At 38.6% G+C, this 24,658-nt stretch carries 19 protein-coding genes and 3 pseudogenes; 2 read left to right on the top strand and 20 right to left on the bottom strand.

The window, feature by feature from the left end; genetic code table 11:
- Positions 1–271: 271 nt before the first annotated feature.
- The 16 genes and pseudogenes from ACE3PQ_RS06535 to galU all read right to left on the bottom strand — a co-directional run bounded on the left by ACE3PQ_RS06535 (position 272) and on the right by galU (position 15,581).
- Entirely contained in the window at positions 272–946 is a 675-nt protein-coding gene (locus tag ACE3PQ_RS06535; RefSeq protein ID WP_374296288.1) for a tRNA-(ms[2]io[6]A)-hydroxylase, read from the bottom strand.
- 35 nt (positions 947–981) lie between these two features.
- On the bottom strand, positions 982–1,701 hold the full coding sequence (gene pdxJ / locus ACE3PQ_RS06530) for a pyridoxine 5'-phosphate synthase (protein WP_374296286.1): 720 nt from the start codon (positions 1,699–1,701) through the stop codon (positions 982–984).
- Between the two features lie 68 nt (positions 1,702–1,769).
- Positions 1,770–2,465, bottom strand: a complete 696-nt coding sequence (locus ACE3PQ_RS06525; RefSeq protein ID WP_374296284.1) for a DNA repair protein RecO — start codon at positions 2,463–2,465, stop codon at positions 1,770–1,772.
- A 105-nt stretch (positions 2,466–2,570) separates the two neighbouring features.
- Positions 2,571–2,756: an NF038104 family lipoprotein gene (locus ACE3PQ_RS06520; RefSeq protein ID WP_374296281.1), complete on the bottom strand. Its 186-nt coding sequence runs from the start codon at positions 2,754–2,756 to the stop codon at positions 2,571–2,573.
- A 31-nt stretch (positions 2,757–2,787) separates the two neighbouring features.
- Positions 2,788–3,795, bottom strand: coding sequence for a GTPase Era (gene era / locus ACE3PQ_RS06515; RefSeq protein ID WP_374296278.1), 1,008 nt, complete (start codon positions 3,793–3,795; stop codon positions 2,788–2,790).
- Positions 3,792–4,451, bottom strand: a complete 660-nt coding sequence (rnc, locus tag ACE3PQ_RS06510; protein ID WP_374296276.1) for a ribonuclease III — start codon at positions 4,449–4,451, stop codon at positions 3,792–3,794. Before rnc ends, era begins: the two co-directional genes overlap by 4 nt.
- A gap of 10 nt (positions 4,452–4,461) precedes the next feature.
- Entirely contained in the window at positions 4,462–4,836 is a 375-nt protein-coding gene (locus ACE3PQ_RS06505) for a DUF4845 domain-containing protein (RefSeq protein WP_374296274.1), read from the bottom strand.
- 53 nt (positions 4,837–4,889) lie between these two features.
- A pseudogene (lepB, locus tag ACE3PQ_RS06500) lies at positions 4,890–5,624 on the bottom strand (signal peptidase I); the annotation flags it as partial.
- A gap of 234 nt (positions 5,625–5,858) precedes the next feature.
- A pseudogene (locus ACE3PQ_RS06495) lies at positions 5,859–5,945 on the bottom strand (signal peptidase I); the annotation flags it as partial.
- Between the two features lie 8 nt (positions 5,946–5,953).
- A complete protein-coding gene (gene lepA / locus ACE3PQ_RS06490; protein WP_374296273.1) occupies positions 5,954–7,774 on the bottom strand; it encodes a translation elongation factor 4 in 1,821 nt (606 codons plus the stop codon).
- A gap of 135 nt (positions 7,775–7,909) precedes the next feature.
- The gene (locus ACE3PQ_RS06485) at positions 7,910–8,350 is read right to left on the bottom strand and encodes an acyl-CoA thioesterase (protein WP_374296271.1); all 441 of its coding nucleotides are present in this window, start codon (positions 8,348–8,350) and stop codon (positions 7,910–7,912) included.
- Positions 8,351–8,352: 2 nt separating this feature from the next.
- The gene (locus ACE3PQ_RS06480) at positions 8,353–9,633 is read right to left on the bottom strand and encodes a capsule biosynthesis protein (RefSeq protein WP_374296269.1); all 1,281 of its coding nucleotides are present in this window, start codon (positions 9,631–9,633) and stop codon (positions 8,353–8,355) included.
- Between the two features lie 112 nt (positions 9,634–9,745).
- Entirely contained in the window at positions 9,746–11,764 is a 2,019-nt protein-coding gene (locus tag ACE3PQ_RS06475) for a capsular polysaccharide biosynthesis protein (RefSeq protein ID WP_374296267.1), read from the bottom strand.
- Positions 11,765–11,781: 17 nt separating this feature from the next.
- Positions 11,782–13,425 carry a glucose-6-phosphate isomerase gene (gene pgi / locus ACE3PQ_RS06470; protein WP_374296265.1) on the bottom strand — a complete coding sequence of 548 codons (1,644 nt, stop codon included), beginning with the start codon at positions 13,423–13,425 and terminating at the stop codon, positions 11,782–11,784.
- A gap of 1 nt (position 13,426) precedes the next feature.
- Positions 13,427–14,683 carry a nucleotide sugar dehydrogenase gene (locus ACE3PQ_RS06465; protein ID WP_374296263.1) on the bottom strand — a complete coding sequence of 419 codons (1,257 nt, stop codon included), beginning with the start codon at positions 14,681–14,683 and terminating at the stop codon, positions 13,427–13,429.
- Between the two features lie 28 nt (positions 14,684–14,711).
- Positions 14,712–15,581: a UTP--glucose-1-phosphate uridylyltransferase GalU gene (gene galU, locus ACE3PQ_RS06460; RefSeq protein WP_374296261.1), complete on the bottom strand. Its 870-nt coding sequence runs from the start codon at positions 15,579–15,581 to the stop codon at positions 14,712–14,714.
- A 153-nt stretch (positions 15,582–15,734) separates the two neighbouring features.
- Between galU and ACE3PQ_RS06455 the strand changes: the two genes are divergently transcribed.
- A complete protein-coding gene (locus tag ACE3PQ_RS06455) occupies positions 15,735–17,108 on the top strand; it encodes a phosphomannomutase CpsG (protein WP_374296259.1) in 1,374 nt (457 codons plus the stop codon).
- Positions 17,109–17,277: 169 nt separating this feature from the next.
- On the top strand, positions 17,278–18,306 hold the full coding sequence (locus tag ACE3PQ_RS06450; protein WP_374296257.1) for a hypothetical protein: 1,029 nt from the start codon (positions 17,278–17,280) through the stop codon (positions 18,304–18,306).
- Positions 18,307–18,749: 443 nt separating this feature from the next.
- Here the strand turns inward: ACE3PQ_RS06450 and ACE3PQ_RS06445 are convergent, their stop codons facing one another.
- The 4 genes and pseudogenes from ACE3PQ_RS06445 to ACE3PQ_RS06430 form a co-directional block, all read right to left on the bottom strand.
- Positions 18,750–19,451, bottom strand: coding sequence for a hypothetical protein (locus ACE3PQ_RS06445; RefSeq protein ID WP_374296254.1), 702 nt, complete (start codon positions 19,449–19,451; stop codon positions 18,750–18,752).
- A gap of 18 nt (positions 19,452–19,469) precedes the next feature.
- Positions 19,470–20,777: a hypothetical protein gene (locus ACE3PQ_RS06440; RefSeq protein ID WP_374296252.1), complete on the bottom strand. Its 1,308-nt coding sequence runs from the start codon at positions 20,775–20,777 to the stop codon at positions 19,470–19,472.
- 26 nt (positions 20,778–20,803) lie between these two features.
- Complete coding sequence (locus ACE3PQ_RS06435) at positions 20,804–24,253, bottom strand: hypothetical protein (RefSeq protein ID WP_374296250.1); 3,450 nt, start codon at positions 24,251–24,253, stop codon at positions 20,804–20,806.
- A 41-nt stretch (positions 24,254–24,294) separates the two neighbouring features.
- Positions 24,295–24,658: pseudogene (locus tag ACE3PQ_RS06430) on the bottom strand (polysialic acid transporter); the annotation flags it as partial.

Below are 24,658 nucleotides of genomic sequence, written 5' to 3'. Positions count from 1 at the left end.
GTCCCGAAGGGTTATGGCTAAAATTGCCATAAACTTCGTTATGAAACTTGACAAGGGAGTGACCATTCTCTGCGTTTCATGCCTCGTTTATGTGATTTTAGCCTATAACGCAATGCATGGTTGAAATGTCAACAGACCCTATTTAAAATCACTTAAAATAAATTCGATTTAAATAGTTTTGAAACAAAGTCAGCTTGCTTGCAAAATTCTTGTTAATTAATTTGTAAACTGATTTTTCAGCATACAAAAGATAAGGTTTCAACTGAAACAATCAAGCAGGCACGCCACTATGAAAGCGAAATTGTTTATCTGGACTTTGAATTAAATCCGTTTCCACCTGACGAATATGTGCAATGCGCTCGGCGATGTCTTCATCAGGATTTTTCATCTCTGCGGTGGTTGCAACATCTTTTGCCAATGCTAAATAATCTTCAAAATGTCGTGCTTCGGACTTGAGTAAATAACGATAATAACGCCCAAGCTCCTCATCCACGATCGGCGACAATGCAGCAAAACGCTCGCAGGAACGAGCTTCCACAAACGCCCCGATGATCAACACATCGACCAACGCCTCAGGTTCATAGGTACGAATCTCTTTACGCAGACCACCAGCATAACGCCCTGCACTCACCGCTTTCCATGCCTGTCCACGCTTCGCCATAAACTCAAGCACTTGCTCATAATGCAACATTTCTTCACGCACCAATTGTGCTAATTTGACTTGCAAATCGGTAAAGAAGCTATAGCGAAACATCAGATTCATCGCAGTACCTGCTGCTTTCTTTTCACAGTTGGCATGATCTTGAATCAGTAATTCTAAATTTTCAGTCGCCGCATCTAGCCATGCTTGCGGTGTACGACAACCTAGAAAGTCGTAGACAGGTTGCATTAAATTGTCTAAGCCACGACTGCTTAAATCATTGGCGTGCTTTAAATCATCAGACATAGGAAAAACTATTCAGTTTAAAATTGGGAAATGAATTAACGTGCAGCATGAATTGTAGCTTTCATCTGTTGCACCGCTTGCGCCAAGCCAACAAACACACTATCTGCAATGATGGCATGTCCAATATTTAACTCATGAATCTGTGGAAGTGCTGCAATTGGCGTAACATTATCTAGATTCAGCCCATGCCCTGCATTCACGATTAAACGACCTTCTGCATACTGCACGGCATGTTGAATACGCGTCAATTCATATTGTTGTACGTCACCTGTCGCTTCAGCATAAGCGCCCGTGTGAATCTCAATGGTCGGTGCACCACAGCGGATTGCAGCATCAATCTGCGCCGATTCAGGATCAATAAACAACGATACATCAATGCCTGCTTTCACCAAAGTCTGCGTCATGGCTTTGACTTTTTCAAAATGCGTGACCACATCCAAACCACCCTCAGTCGTGACTTCTTGGCGGCGCTCAGGTACGAGGCAGACATGTTGTGGCATCACTTCAAGGGCAATCGCTTGCATTTCCTCAGTCACTGCCATTTCAAGATTCATGCGTGTGGTCAACAGTGGGCGCATGCGATAGACATCCGCATCTTGGATATGACGACGGTCTTCACGCAAATGCAAGGTAATGCCCTCTGCACCTGCTTGCTCACAAATCAACGCTGCATTGACAGGATCAGGATAAATCGTGCCTCGTGCTTGGCGAAGTGTTGCAACGTGGTCAATATTGACACCTAAGAGAGCAGCCATAAAAATATCCTATTAACGATGTGAATTAACGACTTAGCATAAAATTGAACGTATGATGCTTATGCAAATTAATTCTGATGCAATTGACTCACCCAAAGTTGACGGCTTTTTAGCGGTTTATTCCCTAACAGTTCCGTCAGAATCAGTCGATATAGTTTAGCAAGTAAGCTCACATTTTCCGAGTTGATTTGCTCACTTTGCGCAAGATTCAATAAGTCCTGCCCTAAGAAATTTTGCCCATATTGCCCAATCACAAAACCTTCTTGCGGGATAAACTGATAATACACCGTCGGCGCTATGTCCTGTCCATTGGCATCTTGGCTAAAGTCGATCGCATAACCAAGCTCTTGCAGAAAAATCTGTTCAAATTGACGCAAGATCAATTTTAGTTGTAAATCTTTCGGATCATCTTTGGCGAGGTTTTTCAGCTTTTCTAATGTCGTCTGATAAGCCTGATAAGTGTCTGGCATTGGCTCTTCGGGTGGCATTAATCTTAATAAAATTTCATTGAGGTAAAACCCTGCAAACAAAGCTTTCTGCTGCAAATAAAATGGCTGACCTTGCACGTCGATTTGGCTAAAGTTTTTTAATTCTGATTTGCCAGTCGCTTGGAGCTGAGTGCGATGGTAAAGCGCAGGCGGTTGCTGTCGTGTCACACCATCAACACGCCCAAACTCTTCACTAAAAAAATGTAAAATATAACTGCGCTCACGATAGCGCCGTTGATGAATCGCAAAGCCTGTTAAGGATTGATTTCGCATCATGGCTTTGCTAAATACCTCAAAGTTTTTAATCAAATAATCATTGTGATAATTTCACTCAACACATGATTCAATACATCTTAATGATGGCTTTAGATGCGTGAAGTTTTAATCTTTTTCTTTCTCGTCTTCATCATCGCCATCTGGAATCACCGCACCTGCGACCGCTGCCGTACCTTTCACCACGCCTTTTGTGGTTTTGTAAACCACTTTGACTGGTACAGTGACGACTTTATGAATACAGCCTTGCAGTGCAAATACACTTAAAAATACGAGTAATAATGATGTTTTCACCTAACCTTCCTCTGAAGCATATTGATTCAAGTTAAATATCACTATAACCAAGGCTTTTCAAGGCACGCTCATCATCAGACCAACCACCTTTGACTTTCACCCAAAGCGTGAGCATGATTTTTTGCTCAAACATTTTTTCCATATCGGTACGTGCATCCATACCGATTTGTTTGAGTTTTTTACCTTTATCACCAATCACGATGGCTTTTTGCCCCTGACGCTCTACAAAAATCGTCGCATCAATATAAGTACATGCTTCTTTTAACTTCCCTGTCTTTGGGTTCACAGTAGGTTCTTCAGTTTTAAAACTTTCGATTTGTACGGTGAGATCATAAGGTAACTCTTCACCAAGCTGACGCATGATCTTTTCACGAATCACCTCGCTAGCAAGGAAACGCTCAGAACGATCGGTCACTTGATCCATCGCATACAATGGCGGAGAAAATGGTAAATATTGACCAATCGTGTCCCGAAGATGATCTAAGTTGGAACCACGGAGTGCCGATACAGGAACGATCTCAGCAAATTGCATCAACTTTGTACGTTGTTCAATCAGCGGTAAAATGGCTCTTTTATCCTCAAGCGTATCTACTTTATTGATGACAAGAATGACTGGCATCTCTGCATACTTGAGCTTTTCTAGCACCAAATCATCATTTTGTGTCCACTTCTGTCCGTCAATCACGAACAACACCAGATTCACATCTCGTAGCGCAGAGTGTGCAGCTTTGTTCATCATTTTATTGATGGCACGCACTTCTTTTTTGTGCATCCCCGGCGTATCTACATAGACCGCCTGCATATGTTCACGACTATCAATACCGATGATTTTATGTCGTGTAGTTTGTGGTTTACGAGAGGTAATCGAAAGCTTTTGACCGAGCAAGTGATTCATTAGTGTCGATTTACCGACATTCGGGCGACCAACAATTGCCACAAAACCACTGCGAAAATCCGCAGGAATCGGCTTCTTCTCATCATTAAAAAACTGATTAATAATGTCTTGTTCGCCAGAAGCGTGTTGATCTTCGGTGCTCATTTGGCCTGCTCCACTCGTTTTAAAATCTCCGCAGCTGCGGCTTGTTCGGCAAATCGGCGACTAGCACCTTCACCCTTCACATTCTCCATCCCTTCAACTTCACAGAGAATGGTAAAATGCTGATTTGGGGCATCGCCTTGTATCTCGATCACGTTATACTTTGGTAAAGGCAATTTTTGCCCTTGCAACCATTCTTGCAAGCGTGACTTTGGATCTTTCAGTTGTTCCGTCGGTTGAATCTGCTCAAGGTATGGCGCATACCACTGCAATACGATCTGTTGTAATTGATCAAACTGTTGACAATCTAAATAAATCGCACCAATGATTGACTCGACCACATCTGCCAATATTGACTCACGATGATGACCGCCTGATTTCAGCTCACCAGTGCTCAGTACTAATGACTTACTCAATTGTAAATCCTTCGCAATCTTGGCTAAAGACTCTTGCCGTACCAATGTTGCTCTCATCCGAGTTAGATTACCTTCTTTTTCTTTAGGGAATCGCTCGTATAAACACTGAGCAATGATCATCCCAAGCAAGGAATCACCTAAGAATTCCAGACGCTCATAATTATGACGCTGACTCACCGAGCGGTGTGTCAGCGCCAGTTTTAATAAATCAATCTGCCGAAACTGATAACCCAGTCTTGACATTAATCGGGGATCATTCACCTGTATTTGCAGACCTCTGATCAAAATCTTTTTGGAATGTCATCAATAATGACATATTCATCAAAAATGGCTTACGTACCTCATAGTCTTTTTTCACGGCGAGTCCCGCAGTATTAGTGACTTGCAAAATATCATCAACCTTGATGTCACGAATATTATTCATTTCTAAGCGTTGTGATAAATCTTGTTTGAATTTATTCTGCGTTGTATCTTTAGGCAAGGTCGCTAAAGCTTCTTCAATTTGAGAATTGATAATGTGATCATCCCAATATGCTGGCCCCACAGCCACAGCAATTTTCGCTGCCAAAGCAAATAAAATGATGGCAAAGAAAATCCCTAAATATGATGCACCACGTTGATTTTTCATTATTGACCTCTTTTCCTTATTTTCAACCCACACACTTGGATCTATCGCAATGGTTACGGAATACTGCCATTACGCTTAAAGCTCGGTAAATTTAATCCCGGTGCTTTATGCATCCACACATAGGTCGCTTTCCCCGTTAAGTTTGCTTCTGGAACAAATCCCCAGTAGCGACTGTCTGCACTTTGATCACGATTATCACCCATCGCAAAATACTCACCTTCTGGTACAGTCACTTCCCAATTTTGCTCAAGTGATAGCGGTGCTTTTTGTTGGTATTGCTGAATAAACTGCTGAGCAAGTCCATCAGACTGTGTCGCTTTAATATATTGCGTGATAAATCGATGTGATGCAATATTCACCACCCACTGCTGTGCATCAACAATAATTTTTTGTTGCTGACCAGAAGCATCTTGATAATGCACAGGCAAATCCACTTCATTACCTTTTTGGGAAAACTGCTTTTCACCATTAATGAATAACTCACCATTTTGATAAGAAATCGTGTCACCAGGCAAACCAATGATACGTTTGATATAGCTGATACTTGGGTCTACTGGATAACGAAACACTGCGACATCGCCATGCTCAGGCGCACCTGTATCAATAATTTTCGTATTAATTAGTGGCAAGCGCACGCCATAAGCAAACTTATTCACGAGAATAAAATCGCCTGTTTCCAAGGTCGGATTCATCGACTCGGAGGGAATATTAAACGGCTCAAATAAGAATGAACGCACAACCAATACGACAGCCAAGACTGGCCAAAAATCATAAGCCCAATTGATAATCGGATTGATTTGATGCGCATCGTGCGTAGCATGTGCTCGCACTGCATCACCTTTAGCTTGACTCAATTGATCACGTGCTTGAGTGACATCGACTGGATCATCAGGATTAGTTACTGCTTCTAATAAAGTAAGCTGTGGATATTTAGATTTTACTTGCTCAAAATTCTGTTGTTGCGATTGGATATTTTGATCCGCTTGCAATGCAGCTTGTTTCTTGTCTTTCAACTGTTGATATTGCTTAAATACCAACTTATCCAACAACCAAATACCGAAAAAGATCAGTGTTGCGGGTACCAGTATCCAGTTAAAATCAAAATCCATGCTACACCTTATTTTTTATCAACTTGGAGAACCGCCAAGAAGGCTTCTTGTGGAATCTCCACGCTGCCGACTTGCTTCATACGCTTTTTGCCTTCTTTTTGTTTGGAAAGCAATTTTTTCTTACGACTGACGTCACCGCCATAGCATTTTGCCAACACGTTCTTACGCATGGCTTTGACGGTAGAGCGTGCCACGATTTGTGAGCCAATCGCCGCTTGAATCGCCACATCAAACATCTGACGTGGAATCAAATCTTTCATTTTTTCAACAAGGGCAATGCCACGATGACGTGCATCATTACGGTGACAAATCATTGCCAAAGCATCGACTTTTTCACCATTGATCAACACATCAACTTTGACCAAGCTCGAGCTTTCAAAACGCACGAAATTATAATCGAGCGACGCAAAACCACGAGAACAGGACTTTAAGCGGTCAAAGAAGTCCATCACCACTTCCGCCATCGGAATTTCAAAGGTAATCGACACTTGCGCACCTAAGAATTTCATGTCTTTTTGAACGCCACGACGCTCATTACACAAGGTCATGACGTTACCCAAATATTCTTGAGGCGTTAAAATATGACACTCTGCAATCGGTTCACGTAAATCTTCAAGGGTCGAACCATCAGGCATTTTCGATGGGCTATCGATATAAATCGTTTCGCCTTTTTTGGTCACAGCTTCGTAGATCACCGTTGGCGCAGACGTAATCAGATCAAGATCATATTCACGTTCTAAACGCTCTTGGACAATCTCCATGTGTAGCATGCCGAGGAAGCCACAGCGAAAACCAAAACCCAACGCATCAGAGCTTTCTGGTTCGAAAAATAACGCAGAATCGTTAATTTGTAATTTTTGTAGCGCTTCACGGAACGGTTCAAAGTCACTGGAATCAATCGGGAATAATCCTGCATACACCTGTGGTTTGACCTTTTTAAAACCAGGTAAAGCAGTGACTTGCGGTGTATTTGACAAAGTAATGGTATCACCAACTGGCGCACCAAAAATATCTTTAATCCCCGCAATGACAAAGCCCACTTCACCCGCTTCAAGCAAGTCTGTTTCGGTATGTTTTGGACTAAACATCCCTACAGAAGTCACCACATGAGCCTGCCCTGTGGATTTAACCAACATCTTGTCGCCTTTACAGATTCGCCCTTCTTTGATACGGACCAAAGACACGACACCCAGATAGCTATCAAACCATGAATCGACAATCAGCGCCTGTAACGGCGCATCTCGATCACCCACAGGCGCAGGGATCACTTCGACCAAGCGTTCTAAGACACCATCTACACCAAGCCCTGTTTTCGCAGAGCAGGTCGGCGCATTGGTTGCCTCAATGCCGATGATTTCTTCAATCTCATGAATGACACGCTCAGGTTCAGCTTGTGGCAAGTCAATTTTATTTAAAATCGGTAAAACTTCTAAATCTTGTTCGATTGCGGTATAGCAGTTTGCAACCGATTGTGCTTCAACACCTTGCGCCGCATCCACCACCAACAAAGCACCTTCACATGCTGCGAGCGAGCGTGACACTTCGTATGAAAAATCCACGTGTCCTGGTGTATCAATAAAGTTGAGCTGATATTCTTGACCATTCGGATGTTTATAATACAAGGTCACCGATGCGGCTTTAATGGTAATGCCACGTTCACGCTCGATATCCATTGAATCAAGGACTTGCGCTTGCATTTCACGATCTTGTAAACCGCCACACATTTGAATAAAACGATCGGCAAGGGTCGATTTACCATGATCAATATGAGCGATGATTGAGAAATTGCGAATTTGACCGATTGGCGTGGATTTTTTAACTGCTGCCATGAACGACCTTAAACATCCAAATAATTACGTCTAAAAAAGACGAACTCAAAACTCAAAAGCGTGAGTTTTGACGAAGTTGAAAATAGACAGCAGTATAATCAAAAAGCCTGCGGATTGATACAGACATTCTAAGGATTACACATTTAAGAGGAACGGATCGATGCTTGCGTCTAAAGGTTGGTAAGCTTGACTAAATGTTGGCGACAAACGTTTCAGTCGACCTGTCGATATCTCAACACACCCCCACAAAGTATGTGCTTGAAAAACAATAGATTGATCACTTTTTCGGTAAAATAGATAATGACGAATCAAAGAAAAGGCTTGTTGCTCGCCCAGCCATGTGCGAAGTACCAACTCATCACCTGTAAAACAGGCTTTACGATATTTAACATGATGTTCACTTGCCACCATCGCATGGTTTAATCGAAGATAATCTTCTAATCCCAATCCTAAAGTTTGCGAATGTGCTAATGCCACATCTTGCATCCAAGACACATACTGTACATTATTCACATGAGCCAATTGATCTAAATGTTTTTCCTCGACCTGTTGTAGGATTTCAAATAATTGACTCAAATTTAATCCTTAACTATACGTAGCTTTTCTTTGTTCGTATGACCACCAACCGTATAATTAAAACGGTTTTCTAGAAGCTTCTCATCATAATTCTTCATCCAGGGGGATTGTCCATAATAAGCACCATTGAGCTGAGAATAATGGACTAAAGCATAACGAAAACGACGATAATGAAGACGATTAACTCGACCTGGATTTTTCCAAAATTGATCTAAGCCACCTTGAAAGGTGAGTTTTGGCAAATTATAAATCGCGCGCCCTAAAGCAATCACCGGTTTCCCATGATGAAGCGCTTGAATCCCTGTGGTGCTATTGATAGTTACAATCCCTAAACTATGCTTCATCAATGTTGGGAGATGCACATCACACACATAATGAACTCGCCCCTCCAAATCATACTCTTTAGCGAGTTCACGCAACAAATTTCCATAATGTCGGTAACCACGATCCATTGGATGATGCTTAAACACTAGATGTTGTAGATCATCACTATGGTTTGCAAATGATGCAGTAACTTCCTGAATAAAATCTCGCACATCAACATAATCACTATGCACTTGTACTTGCGAATCATTATGCACTTGTAAAGCAACAATGTAGTAGCGATCAGTTTGATTCTGAATCAAATTCAAAAACTTATGTGAATCAACTTGCTTATTAATCAGCTTGCGAACCCCTGCTCGTAGCCAATAAAAAACTTCGAAGGTAGGTCGAATCATACGGTGATGGCGGTAATGCGGATAAAGAAAAGTACACAATACCCACATCAAATAAAAAGTAATCGCTGTGCGTATTAAAAAAGAAAAATTAGGGTGTGCTTCTTGTGGGTGGTCAGGCAAAGGCAAGTCAGGAATCGTTTGATCTGAGGATTCGTAAAATTTCCGAAAATCAGAAAAGTCATTGACACCATTTTGCTCAAAAGTGAGGTAGTTCGGACGAACATAACCCTCCTCAAAGACAAAAAAATCAACTTTTAACTCTACTGCCACACGCTTTGCAATACGATGATAAAAACGGCAGTCACCAAAACACACTATTGCGTCAATCTGCTTATCTTTTATTTCAGAAATTAACCAATCATCAAAATATGAAAGTTTCCCACGATAATTTAAATTATTTAGACCTCGTGAAAAAAACCAATCACCACCATTAAAGTTAACTTTATAATATTGTTTATTGTGGAACTCTAACCACCTAGCAAGCTGAGTAAAGTAGTTACCCATAGGCCCTTGAAGGAGCAAAATACGCTGAGATTTCATCAATTGATGAATATGCAAAGACACATTCTCACTCCTCATAAACTTTAAATTTAAAGATGCACTAGATACATTAAAAATCTGAATTCAGATGCGTTTCAAATTAAAAGTACGAACAATTAAAAAATGTTACAAAAATCTAGCCATATAGTATTTTTGCACGTATTTTTGCGAAAGTCGACTGCAGTTTAGGCGAACTTACATTTTGTGACCGCTCATACACCAACTGCCCAACAACATCTTCGACATTTACTCTCGCCAATTTAAAACTATCCGTTTGTGGCAAGTTATAGGTCGCATATTCGATCAATACCCCATACACCAACTCAGATAGGGTTAGTTTTTTTGTTCGTCGTGTATTCGCTTCCACATCTATCGTTAGCCCCCACCCCGCATAAAATGGCATACCATAACAGTATACTTTCTTGCCTCGAAGAAGCGCCTCAAAACCACTTAAAGAGGTTATGGTATGTAGTTCATCAATAATTTCAAAACATTCCACAATAGATGCATCCAATTCCACAGCATCTGCATATTGCTTTAAATCTTGATCTTGGATTTTTCCTAAGCGAAGACCCGCATGTACATCAGGGTGCGGTTTATAGATAATATAAGCATTCGGATTTGTGCCTCGCACATGTTTAAGCAAGTCCAAATTGGTTTTAATATCTAAACTACCCAAACGAATTGACTCATCATCTTCCACCTGTCCAGTCACCAATATCACCAGATCATACTGAGGTCGGATGAGTTTTTTTCTTTCACCAATATTATATTTACTGATCTCAAGTTGTATGAGCTGTTTAATCAGCTTTTCACTGCGCTCTACTTGGTGTTGATTCAGATGTATTTGATTTAAAATCAACTCTAAGCGAGAAGGTTGGGTGGCATCATAATAAATACCGATATCATCAAGAACCAATGAGTATGGTCGAATGAGGTTTGCGCCTAAACCACTGGAGCGAATAAAACCATCTTCGACTGTAGTTACGCTCTGAAAACCATCATCCTTTAACTGACGTGCTTTTTTCCCCCACGCAATTACTTGCTGATCTCGATTTGGCTTGTTCAATGACTTAAAATGAAGCGATAGATTGGGAAAATGTAAATATTGCGGTAAAAATCGCTTTTTCCAACGTGAAAATCCATAAGCAACTAATCGATTTGGAAGTTCTTTTTGTGCTGTGACATTCACTTTAAACAATTCAAGTAAATCTTCTAATTCACATCGCTTCCCCGTCACTGGCGAAATATACCGTGCATATTTCAAATAAGCACTTGAAAATAAATGGGTAATCGATCGGCTAATCTGCCGACGCTCCGCCAATATTGATAAAGGTGCATACTGATCATTAGTCACCCCCCAACCTGCATACCACGGCACACCAAAGCAATGGACTTTTTTCCCGCAAAGCAATGCTTCAAAGCCCATTTGTGAGCTGACCACATATACCTCATCCATTTGCTTTAATAACGCTATTGGGTTGACATGATCAGCAAATAATTCAACTTGAGGATATTGTTTTAGATCCGACAAATGAAAATGCCCTTTCGCCTTCCCCCCAATCACATCTGGATGTACTTTGAGCCAAATTTTCGCATCAGGATGAGAGTTGATAGCCACATCAAGCATCTTATGAAAACTTGCTTGACTTGCTCCTGCATAAGCAATGGACTGATCACCAAATGTTTGATCAATCACTAAAATATTCGTTTGACCCTGAAACTTCTTAAGGTCAATTTTTTGGAAATTTAAATTATATTTTGTAATTTCTGAACTAATAATCGTTTCGATGAGTGCCTCAGCACGTTGATTATCCACCTCACTCTCAGAATGTTCAATTAAACCTTCCAAATCAGATGTTTGTGTTGCATCAAAATAAATACCTTTTTTATCGTAAACTATGGATAGTGGCGGATAATTATCCTTGCCGAGTCCTATGGATCGAATGAAGCCATCTTCTAAACAAATCAGTTGCAAATCATGGTTTTGCGCATATTTTTGCGCACGAAAAAAACTATTTTTACGCCCCCAACCTGCAACAGTTCGATGCGTAGCTTTATTAGAAAAATTAAAACTTCGAAAATATTGTATGGGCTCATCGACCAATTGTGACAAGCCCTTTATTTCTAAAATACCTTTGGATGTAACTAACATATATTTTCTACAGCAAATCAATTCAAGAACAAATCAATCAAACCCATAGTCGATTGATCTACCGAATGACTTGCATCATGTTTTGTAAGTATTGGCATTAGATCTTGAGCGATGATCTTCCCCATTTCAACACCCCATTGATCAAAAGGGTTAATATCCCAAATCACAGACTGTACAAATACTTTATGCTCATACAGCGCAATAAGCGCCCCCAAATAATATGGACTTAATGACGGCATCACAATGGTTGTGCTCGGTTTATTCCCTGAATATTGTCGGTACGCAGGCATGTCGGAACCCCCTGCCACAGCATGACTTCCAAATGCAAGAAGTCGAGATTGGGCTAAACAGTTTGCAATGGACAATTGATGTTGCTGTTGGAACGCAAGTGTATGTTCAGATTCAAGCTGACCCGATGATTCGTGATAGCGCTGTTTTGCAATCATAAAATCGGTCGAAACGGTCACCGTGCCTTGATGTAGCAATTGATAAAACGCATGTTGCGCATTGGGACCAACCTCCCCCCAAATAATCGGACACGTTGAGTTTTCCACAAACCGTCCTGCTCGATTGACAGACTTCCCATTAGATTCCATTTCTAACTGTTGCAAATAAGAAGTTAAATACTCTAATCGACCATCATAGGGCAAGATCGCATGGGTGTGGATATTTAGATAGTTATTGTTCCAAATACCAATTAAAGCCAAAAGCACTGGTAGATTTTTGTCCCATGTTGCATTTTGAAAATGCTGATCTATTTCATAAGCACCTTCAAGCAAAGACTTAAAATTTTCCATCCCAATTGAAATCGCAATCGGTAATCCTATTGTTGACCACAAGGAATAGCGTCCACCAACCCATTCCCAAAGATTTAACTGGAGTTTCTCGGCAATGCCCCATGCTGTCATTTTTTCGGTATTAGTTGATACACCAATAAAATGACATTGCAAAACAAGAGGATTCATCCCTAAAGTTTCAGACAACCATGCTTTTGCAGTATCTGCATTGGATAGGGTATCAATCGTGGTAAATGATTTTGAAGAAATAATAAAAAGCGTTGAAGCAGGTCGCAGGTTGCGCACGATTTGGCTCAGCTGACTACCATCCATCGTCGAGGCAAAATGCACACGCACTTGATCAATCGTTGTAAATTGCTCTAAAGCATGACAGACCATTAACGGCCCAAGATCTGAGCCTCCAACGCCGATATTGACCACGTCAGTAATTTTCTCACCAGTCGCTCCTCGAAACTGCCCACGTCGAATTTGATGGACGATCTCCGACATCCGATCAAGTTGTTGATGTACTTTCTGATTAGTTTCAAAGTTTGGATCACTTGAATCATTCAGCTTAGGCATTCTAAGCGCCCAATGCATGGCGCTCCGATGCTCAGTGTGATTAATTGCTTCAGCTGAAAAAAGTCGCTTGATCCATTCGTCAAGTTTTTTCTCATTAGCAAGTTCAATCAGTGATGCAATAACCGCTTGGTCTAACCGTTGCTTACTAAAGTCAATAAATAAACCTTGATGCTCCACACTCAGCTGTTCAAATCGATGTACATTTTCAGCAAATAAATCATTTAAATGTCTGTTTTGAAAGTCTAAAGCTAGCTCTAGTAACTTAGACTCAGTATGAAGTTGATGATGCACTTGATTAGACATTTTAACGACCAATTCCTATATAGCGGAAACCTTGCTCTCGAACAAAATAAGGATTATAAATATTTCGCCCATCAATCAAATTGTGTTGTCGCATACTCTGTTTTAAACGCAAAAAGTCTGGACTCCAGTATTGCTTCCATTCAGTGATCAAACACAGTGCATCAGCGCCTTGTATCGCATCATAGGGTTCATCGCATAATATGAGCAACTCTTGGTCAGGATAAAGTGCTTTTAAATTTTCCAAAGCACTCGGATCATGCACCTTCGTCACAGCGCCCTGTGCCCAACATGCTTCCAAGATATTTAAAATTGGTGCTTGTGCGAGGCTATTGGTATTTGGCTTAAAGGCCGCTCCCCAAAAACCAATCACCTTATCACTCAATTGGCAATCAAATAACTTCCATAGCTTTCTAAAGATGATCTCTTTCTGATATTCATTAATATCCCAGATCTTATTCAACAACCCATTTACATTACCGGTTGACTGAACGACTTCTTTGAGTGTCAAAATATCTCGTGTCAGATTTCCTCCGCCAAAACCACAACCTGGATAAAGATACTGCTCACCAATTCGTGTATCCGTGGACATCGCGATTCGCACTTCCTCAATATCCACACCCAATGCTTCTGCTGCATTGGATAGATCATTCATAAAACTGACTTTGGTCGCCAAAAAACCTGAAATAGATAACTTAGTAAATTCAGCTGCGCGTATCGACATAAAGTTATACTGTGTGGGTAATGGGAAGATTGGACGGAAAACCTCCTGCACAAGGTGTTTAACTGTTTCATCGGATTCGCAGCCAACGATTAAACTACGTGTCAGAAAACTATTGATTACATTGCCTTCTTGTAAAAAGTCTGGAATGTAAACTATCTGTTTTGCACCAGTAACTTGCTGAAAAATCTCGGTTGTACCCATTTCAAGATGGGAATAATTGATCACCAATTGCGAATGATCAATCTCCTCTTGGATTCCATTTTCCCGAAACTCATCAAACTGCTGAGATGTTAATGCATATACACATATCTCAGGAGATTTACCTTTGACATTCTGTAATACGGTCAGCTGCTTACTTGCAATGTGCTGATAGATCTGCCGGCTAAGCGTTTGATCATTAAAAATCGTCGCCTGCTGAGCCACCAAACTTTGCAGCTGTTCATCCCCAATCAGCCAATACACTTGATGGCCAACTTCTGATAGGTGGTAAACCATCGCTACAGCATTGACTGAAGCACCAACGATCTGAATATGCATAGATTAAAAAACAGTCCTTTGTAGAGTGCTAAAGAATCGACTTGAGATAGGCACGAAACGTATCTTTTAGCTCATCTCGTTGCAAAGCATAGTGTGCAACAGCTTTGAGATAGCCAATCTTACTACCACAATCAAAAGTATCACCTTGCAGGGTAAATGATTGTATCTTTTGTTCATTGAGCAGCTTTGCCATAGCATCTGTAAGCTGAATTTCACCCGATTTATCAGCTGTTGTTTGCTTTAAGTATTTAAAAATTTGTGGCGTAAATACATAGCGCCCAACCACGGCAAGTGTAGAAGGAGCCTGCCCTACTTTCGGCTTTTCGACCAATTCAACAATATTATTCGACTGAACACCACTTTCTTCTGCGAGCTTTACAATCCCATATTGATCTACACGTTCAGGTGCAACATCTTCAACCATAATTTGAGAACAGCCTTTCGCATCAAACTGTGCAATCATTTGCGTAAGATTATTCTCACCCATAGAGTCAATCAATACATCAGGCAATAAAACCGCAAAAGGCACATCACCAATCACTTTTTCAGCACAAAGTACGGCATGGCCCAAGCCAAGCGGTGCAGATTGACGCACTGCAACGACTGTCACGTGTGCAGGAACGATTGATCGAATTTCGTCAAGCAATTGTGTTTTATTTTTCTTTTCAAGTAATGACTCAAGTTCGGCATTTCGATCGAAATAGTTTTCAATGGCTTGCTTTGCAGGGTGATTCACCAACACGATCGTATCAATGCCTGCCTCAACTGCCTCTTGAACAACATAATCAATCGCAGGTCGATCAACCACTGTAATCATTTCCTTAGGTATCGACTTACTAGCAGGTAATAGTCGCGTGCCAAACCCAGCTACGGGTAAAATTGCTTTTTTTACACTCATAAAAGCTCACTTTGCCTTAACATATTTTGGTAATGCCTTATACTATGCACTAGAATTTTTTCAAATTTAAGTTAATGTAAAGCATAGCGCATCAGATTAAATAAATCTTGTCTATATTACCGAATTCACCAAAATGATTTGCAAGGAATCCGAATGAAAATCAACTGTATAAAAGCATATGATATCCGTGGCGAACTTGGCACACAGTTGAATGAAGAAATTGCATATCGCATTGGTCGAGCATACGGCGACTTGTATCAACCAAAAACTATCGCCGTTGGTTGTGATATTCGGTTGAGTAGTGAGTCATTAAAGCAAGCAACAATTCAAGGACTCAATGATGCTGGTGTCGATGTTCTAGATTTAGGAATGACTGGTACCGAAGAGGTTTACTTTGCAGCATTTCATCTCGATGTACAAGGTGGCATCGAGATTACAGCAAGCCATAATCCGATAAACTATAACGGCATGAAACTTGTTAAAGAAAATGCTCGCCCAATTGGAATTGAAACAGGATTAAAAGAAATTCAAAGCATTGCAGAATCAGGAAATTTTAAAACGCCTTTACAAAAGGGTACAACAACAAAATACAATATTCTTCCAGAATACGTTGATCATTTATTGACTTATATTGACTTGAAACAACTAAAACCGTTTAAGTTACTAGTGAATGCAGGTAACGGCGCAGCGGGTCATGTGATTGATGAAATTGAACAACGCTTTATTGCTCAAAATGTGCCTATAAAATTTATCAAAATACATCATGAACCAAATGGACACTTTCCAAATGGTATTCCAAATCCAATCTTACCCGAAAATCAAGGTGTAACGAGTGACGCAGTTATTGAGCATCAAGCAGATTTCGGCATTGCTTGGGATGGTGACTTCGATCGTTGCTTCTTATTTGATGAAGACGGAAAATTTATTGAGGCATATTATATCGTCGGACTACTGGCTGCTGCGTTCTTAAGCAAATCCCCAAATGAAAAAATCGTCCACGACCCACGCCTCATCTGGAACACTTTAGACATTGTGCGCCAATATGGCGGTACTGCCGTACAATCCAAATCTGGACATGCCTATATCAAAGAAGTAATGCGCCAAGAAAATGCAATTTATGGTGGGGAAATGAGTGCACATCACTACTTTAGGGATTTCGCATATTGTGATAGTGGTATGATTCCGTGGCTACTAGTCATTGATTTATTATCAAAAAAAGATGAAAAAATTTCCACACTCGTTAATGACATGATTTCAAAATATCCATGCAGTGGTGAAATCAACTTTAAAGTCAAAGACACGCAACGCACCATCGACACGGTACTAACATATTTTAAAGATCAAAATCCCGCACTCGATTATACCGATGGAGTGTCTGCCGATTTCGGAAATTGGCGCTTCAATATTCGAGGTTCGAATACTGAGCCTTTACTAAGGTTAAATATTGAGTTACAAGATTCCAATGCCGAATCATTATTACCGAACATAACTAATCATCTTTCTGAATTGATTCAATACCACACATAAACTTAAATAAGTTACGATTACATAAATTAAAAAAATGATCGCACACGTAATTGCTAAGTAATCCTCCTGTAGAGGAGTAGTAATTCCATTTACAGTCTCTTTACAAACCGCTAACCTTTAATTACACTTTAGACATCACAAGTATTAACCTTCTAAAAGTGAGATGGCAATGAAGGCACAAATATTCATCACATTACTATGTACTAGTTTACTCCATGGGTGTGGTGATAATTCTCCGACACAGACACCGACACCGACACAGACACCGACACCGACACCGACACCGACACCGACACCGACACCGACACCGACACCGACACCGACACCGACACCGACACCGACACCGACACCGACACCATACTACTCAGAAGAAGTTATTATCTTAGGCAGTAGCACATTACAGTTTATGGATTCAGCTTTGCAACTTGATGGTCAGAATAATAATGTCACCGTAACCAATCTTGCCAAGGCAGGAGAGGAAATCGATAGCATGTGCATACGGATCGGAGCACTGCCCGCTTCTGCTCAGTTCGAAAACAGCATGCTTAATTCAGATAGAAGAAACTATTTTAACGCCAACTGGCCGTTAGATCCTGATCTAAAAACTTTTGATGTAAAAATTAACACCCTTTCAGGAGAAATTGGATATGATGCCAATGTTGGTAAATATTATTTTTTCTATAGCAATCAACCAAATACACCTATTGACACGCTAACCAACTATACCATTGAAGTACAAAAAACACACTTTACAGATAATCCAGTAGTTGTCGTAAATCTAGGGAAGAACAATATTTTTTCTACTGATTCTACGATTGGTGATATTGATTATACAAATAATAAAGCAAAGCAGTGTATCACTTGGATAGACAACAATATCAGCCATAAAATTTTGGTAGTCAATCACTATTCAGCCAAAAATGCCTCGACATATCTATTGAATAAAACTGACCTTGTTAATACCTTTTTGAAAAATAATTATCCGAACCAAATCTTCGATTTACAAGGTTATATTGTTGGCAACACTATTTGGGCAGAAACCCAAATTACACCAAGTTCTCTCGACTTAGAACAACAAAGCAAAAAGTGGCTTGCAGAATCATTAAGTTTAGATGCTTGGCATGTAAATAATCAAGTCAACCAAAGCGTATCTTATAATATTTTCGAAACGTTAAAATATAAGGGTTGGATCAAATAAAGCCTTAAAAACTTTAGGGTCTGTTGACATTTCACAGATGCTTGCGACAACGGATGTTTTTTAGGCGATACTAGGAATGAATGAAGAAATTTAGTCATTCTAAATGATTCATTCATAACAACGTAGCGTCAAAAAACATCCATGTCCTGCTTCGCCTTGCACTGCGAGTAAAGCAGTGCTTTACCCTTGTTCAGGTTATGGCTAAAATTGCCATAAACTTCGTTATGAAACTTGACAAGGGAGTGACCATTCTCTGCGTTTCATGCCTCGTTTATGTGATTTTAGCCTATAACGCAATGCATGGTTGAAATGTCAACAGACCCTAATAAGCCATCTAAAAAGCCTAGACTGACAAGTCAATCTAGGCTCATGTTGCAAATTATTCTCTTGAGCATTTGCTTTTAATAAAATCTCAGTTTTTAACTAATAACTCGTTCTATACCTTAATCATCTTGAGTAATTTGCCAATACTTCAAGCTATTATCGACCAAATGAAAGTTTGAATAGTAAGGATTCTCTGAATTAGCAAAATGCGTATGTGTTCGATCCCAAGCAATGTTTTTTTTCACAACTTTTGCAGGTATCCCCACAATTAATACATTGTTGGGAAACTTTCTCTTGACAACGCTATTAAAACCTACAACTGATCCATCCCCAACTGAAGCTCCAGATAAGATTGCTGCACGCTCCCCTACCCACACATGATGACCGATAGACACATCTTTTGATGTATTGACTCTCATTCCTGTCGTGACATCAAAAATCATGTGAGAGTCATCGCCTCTCACTAAAGTACCAGCAGCAAAAGTACTATCATCTCCAATCGTAATCGTTCCCGATTCAGAAACCGTGATATATACTCCAAAAGGAGCCGTGACATTATTACCAATAATCACTTTGCAATTATGTCCAACATCTATAGTACCATGGTGAATACTGCGTTGAATATCCTTAGAATGACCTATCCGAACCGTAGAATGATCCCCAACCAATCGGATATTAAAGTCTGATATCAAACAATGATCATCGATTACTAAATTGTTATTATGACCAATTAAATCCACATAAACATTGTTTAAATTTTCAGGTGCTACAATATCGTTCCCATTATTATCTGAAAAATCACCTTTTACTTGAAAAATCATAAATGTATCCCAACGAATTTAGAATCGCTTGCCGAACAAGTTGAAGTAAATTTTAACAAATTTTTTTTGAGAATCCATATAAAAAGCTGTTCGTGATTTCTCATACTTTTTCCTATACTTTCCCTTAATCACTTTTTTAAATACAGTGTTTTCAAGCTTTAATAACTGTCGTTGTATTTGTGCAATAAAAAAGACATCACTATGCCGAATACGTGTTTGACCGAGTTGCCAAGCAACATCAGAAAGTGTATTTTGACTATCTATAATGCATTTGTAGTTATTTGAAATAGAGTCATAATAAAAATTAATCTTATCAAAAATTTTAATATCCTGCTTATATATTGGATAATTAAAAAAATAATAAATTAAGAAAAAACTTTGTGATGCAGTCAGTTTCTGCCGAGGAAGAACATCAATCGCATCTTCACAATATTTCAAAACACCACAGTGCAATTGATTAACAAAGCCTTGACGCTTATTTCCATTTTCTTCAAAAAACAAAGGCTGCTTCGAAATGAGATCATAACCAATAAAACTTCCATCTTCGGCTGAAAAAAGCGACTCCAATAAAGCAACCTGTTGTGTGAAACCATACAAATTATCAGCTCGATCCCCCAAGTGAAATAAATAGCTATGAACCAAACTTTGATCAGAAACATTTTTCAAAATTTGTTTGAACGTTCCCAAATAAAATCCATATATTGGTTTAGCGGTTACATTTATTAAAAAACTCTGTGCTGTTCCTTCATAACCAACATCAAATACGCCTAATCTATCATTCACAGCTAGAAATGGAACTAAGTAATCCAAATATAATTGTCGAACCTGCTTACAATGATCAACCACTTCATCGGAAAAAAAATTAAAAAAATTAAAAACTTGTTGATATTGTTTGCCATTTATCCTTTGCTGCGAAGATAACTCACTATTTTCACCCAACCATTTAAGGTGTGACTCATTGAGTTCAGCATTACAAAAATATGAATATAGTTCATCCAAAGTATACTGTTCAAGCGCATTAAATTTCGAAATCTCTTTCAATAGGCATGCAGTAGAGCTTATAGAAACCATTCTAATAACTTTACGCGAAATATAAATATAAGAAACTGAATCTTTAAGTTCAGGATATAAAAGCACAAAGGCCTCATAAAAGACCTTACCATCACGAGATAAAAAAAGAAAATGACTGATCGAATTATCCTGAATTTGTTGATAAATCCATCGGCAACAATTCAGCACAAACCGACCAACAGCAATATACCCAAATTCAAAAGCTGATCCGTGATAGTTCGGATCAGCATAATTAAAATTTGGATATTCCTGCATTATTGGAAAATCCTTCATATCATTATTTACTTAAAAACATAATGAACAATAGGCCTAAGTAACTTTTCTTGTGTCGTATCTGGTTTGAATAAATAAGAAACTTTCTTCACATAACTATTTTTCGAATCATTAAAAAAAAGATACGGATTACGCTTAAATTTCCGTACCATTCTTTGTCCAGCAGTTAGGTTATGCTTATTTGCGATTCGCGCAGCAGTCATACTATGTCGGTTGATCACATCAATCGCAGTTTTGCTCTGATGACCTTCGAGAGAACTCACCACCACTTGTTGATGCGGAACTAGTTCTGAGGATGGAGTACTTTGTTGTGCCAAATAGTAATCATTAATCACCGCTGCCCCCTCTTTCCATGCAGATCGTTTAATATTTTCAGCAATACTCTGCTCCTCTTCACATTGAACCAAATATGCTGTGCTATGTGTGAGATCATCTTCAAACTCAATATGAGAGAAAATATCAGCGTCACGTAGTAAAGGGGATTTAAAGAACTCCATCAAGAGATGTGAACACATTATTGGAGAGAAGCTTAAAAACTTCTCAAATACTTCTGGATGCCTCTCTTTAACGTCTTTTACAAAATCAATTGCCCCTTTTTCAATTTGCCGGAAACGATTAATACGCTGTTCGGCATGTTGCACATCGACCAATGAAAATTCAAAATCATCATCAGTTTTTTTGACACTAGCCAGTGTGCCTTCTGGAGAAGAAAGCATTGCTTCAATTACTTGTACATATTTATTGATATCATGGCACATATTGATATTTGCAGCGTCATCATGATTAGCCAAAAAACCCTCAAGAATACAGTTTTTAAATCGTGTCCGTGTTACATGTATATTGCGAGTTACTAGATAATAACCATTGATGTTATCCGTATTAAATAGTTTCATAAAATTAAGTTGCATTGACGCACCATAGCCAATATCTACCAATGCCAAATTCTTAAAATCTGATTCTGAATTCAAACCTTCTTGATTTAAATATGCAAGATAATCTTGTTTAGCTTGACGAGTTCTTTTTAATATAATTGGTGAAATTTCTTTAAGGAATGCAAAAATACGCTTACGATCACTCATACGTGATATTAGTGATTTTTCAGTAAAATCATATTTTTTGAGTATCTTAACGGGGATATCCCTCCAATCCAACTCAAAACGAACAAACAACAGATCTTTAAGCAAACAATTATCAAACCAAAGATCAAATAGTTCAACAATATCATCCCAAGATTCAACCAATGCCATTTTGAATGCGCGACGAGAGCAATATAAGTATTTAGTTTCAATTCCACAATTTGGGTATAGGATTTCGAAATATTGTTTAAGCATCCAACCGTCGCGAGCCAAAAAATACAAAGTTGTCAGATTGTTTTTTTGAGCATGGTTGTACAACCACTGAGTAAAACCAAGTAATAATGGCCCCATTCCCATGTACCCAACGTTATACAGCCTATCCGAAAATAGAGAATCAAAGTTAATCAAATTTTGATGGTTAGAAAAGTATTTATTAGCAATCAATCCAGTTAATAATGATTGATTAATTGCATCATAAGCATGAGACATTGGAAAATAAGTATTAATCGATGAGTATCTGTAGTTCTCAATAGACTTGTTATAAACTACACTTTTCATGCCATATGATATCGGTGACTTACCATCAGAAATAGGATTATCTCCCACATGTAAAAAGTCGCTCGGAGAATACTGACCCTTTTCAAATGAATTCATATACTCTCTAAACAACTGACCATGATATTTCAAATAACCAAAAGTTCCTGAACTAAACAATTTATCATATCCTGTAATATTACAGTTGTTCAGAAAAATAGTCAGCTGTTCGTTGCTATAGTAAATATCAGAAATAATACTTACATAATCAACAAATAGTTTTGAAAAGTGCAACTCTCTAACCATTCGTTTTTTTGGGCGTATAAAATCTAACTCATACTTAATCTCGAGTTGCTTTATTATTTCGATTTGTTTTTTGTTAAATATCGCTGTTAATCGATCAAACTCTTCATAGATTTGATTAAAAGTAACTTCAAATTTCCAGTCACACTCTCTTCTCTTATTTTCTTCTGCAAGTTGCCTGAAATGTTTAAAGTTGAAGAACTCTAGATTAAACATGTCCTTAATATCACATTCAATCATAAAAAATAAATCAACAGGTTCTGTTAGATCACGCTCTACTATCGTATCAAACATATCGAATGAAATACATTTTGCTTGGGCTAAATTTTGCTTAAATGTGTCTGGATAAATTTCTATATTTAGATTCGCAATATTTTTTTCAAAAATTTCTAAGTCTATATTGCAATCAACAAACAGAGAATGTAGTAAATCCAAGTCTGGTTGATAAAAATCATTAAAAACACGTCCTATTTCATTTTTATTAGTTTTCCATGTATCTAGCAATGAAACTAAAACCTTATAATGAGGAACCTGTCTAGAAGATTTTCGATCAATAAATGAAACATTAGAAAAGAGGTCATTTAAAATATAATCTGACTGATCCATAAACTCCAAGCTATTTACATCATCAAGTAACTCAACGACAGTGTTTTTTGCATAAATCTCCTCAATATCAAAAAATTGAATACCCCACAAAGCACTATAAAATTTCAAAACTGAATCGCTTTGAGCAATCACCCCATCCATATAAGATGATAAAAATTCAAACCCACTTGGGATGTAATCCACATATTGTATATTAATATATTTTAGTTGAAGTTTTTCTACATCATCATTATGAAGTAATTTATGCGCATCATCTTCAGCTAAAATAATTCCGACATGCTCTGGGATTAATTGAACAATTTTATCAATATAATCAAACATGTTCTCTTTATTACTAAAACAATCTAATGCAATCAACAAATTATATTTATATTGAGAAGTTTGATCATCAATCAATCTTGCAGCACATAAAGGCTGATGTGTAGCAAAAGATTGCAAATACTTTCTACGCACTCGTTTTATGAAATCTTTGCCAGACACTTTGTTAATAAAGGTTGTTTTAGGCTGTATATGTTTAGAAATTAAATCAACCTGAAATGCTGAAGGCAAAGTCTGCCTATCAATGGGACTGCGTTTATAGCTCAATTGTAGCGCTGTACTTTTAATTTCAAAAGATTTACCAACATGAATCAAAATATCAGATGCACTTTTCTGAACTTTTGCTATCACATTATCCGCTTCAATAAATTCAACACTAATTTTTTTTGAAAATGCAATATTTTTAAAACTTCCGGCAATCATTGATTGATTAGAGAGTGGAGAGTCCACAAACAGCAGACAAACTTTTGCCTCCTCAATATGCTTAACTAGTTCGGAAATCTCAGTTAACAAATGATTTTTTATTGTGCCGTATTTATAACAGTGATCAAACTCTACAATAGGTTCATTAATAATGTAAGTTACATTCATTAATTTAGCATTTATCGAATTAGCATGCATTTAAAAACACCTTAGGAATAGACAGTATTAATTAGAATTAATTAGAGATCTAGCGCTACTTTAGCAGCAATAGCAATTTGGTATATGATTTGTGTTAAACCTCGGGCGACCTCAACACGTTTCGAAGATACTTTTGGCAACACCAATATCTCATCACCTTGACGAAGTTGATAGCCCGATTTCACCAATTCGGATTCACCACTTTGATGCACTATTATGACCTTGGACTTATTCGATTTCTGAGTAAATCCACCCACCAAATCAATATAATCTCTTGCAGTTAAACTTTTTTGCCACTCGACACCACTAGGGAACATTACTTCACCATGCACCATTATAATTGAAGTTTTTTCAGGTATATTTAATACATCTCCCTGCTCTAAAATCACATCTGAATAGGAACTT

Source organism: Acinetobacter sp. (assembly GCF_041911495.1).
Lineage (GTDB): Bacteria > Pseudomonadota > Gammaproteobacteria > Pseudomonadales > Moraxellaceae > Acinetobacter.
Note: the sequence above shows the minus strand (reverse complement) of the source record. Positions and strands in the feature narration are given on the sequence as shown.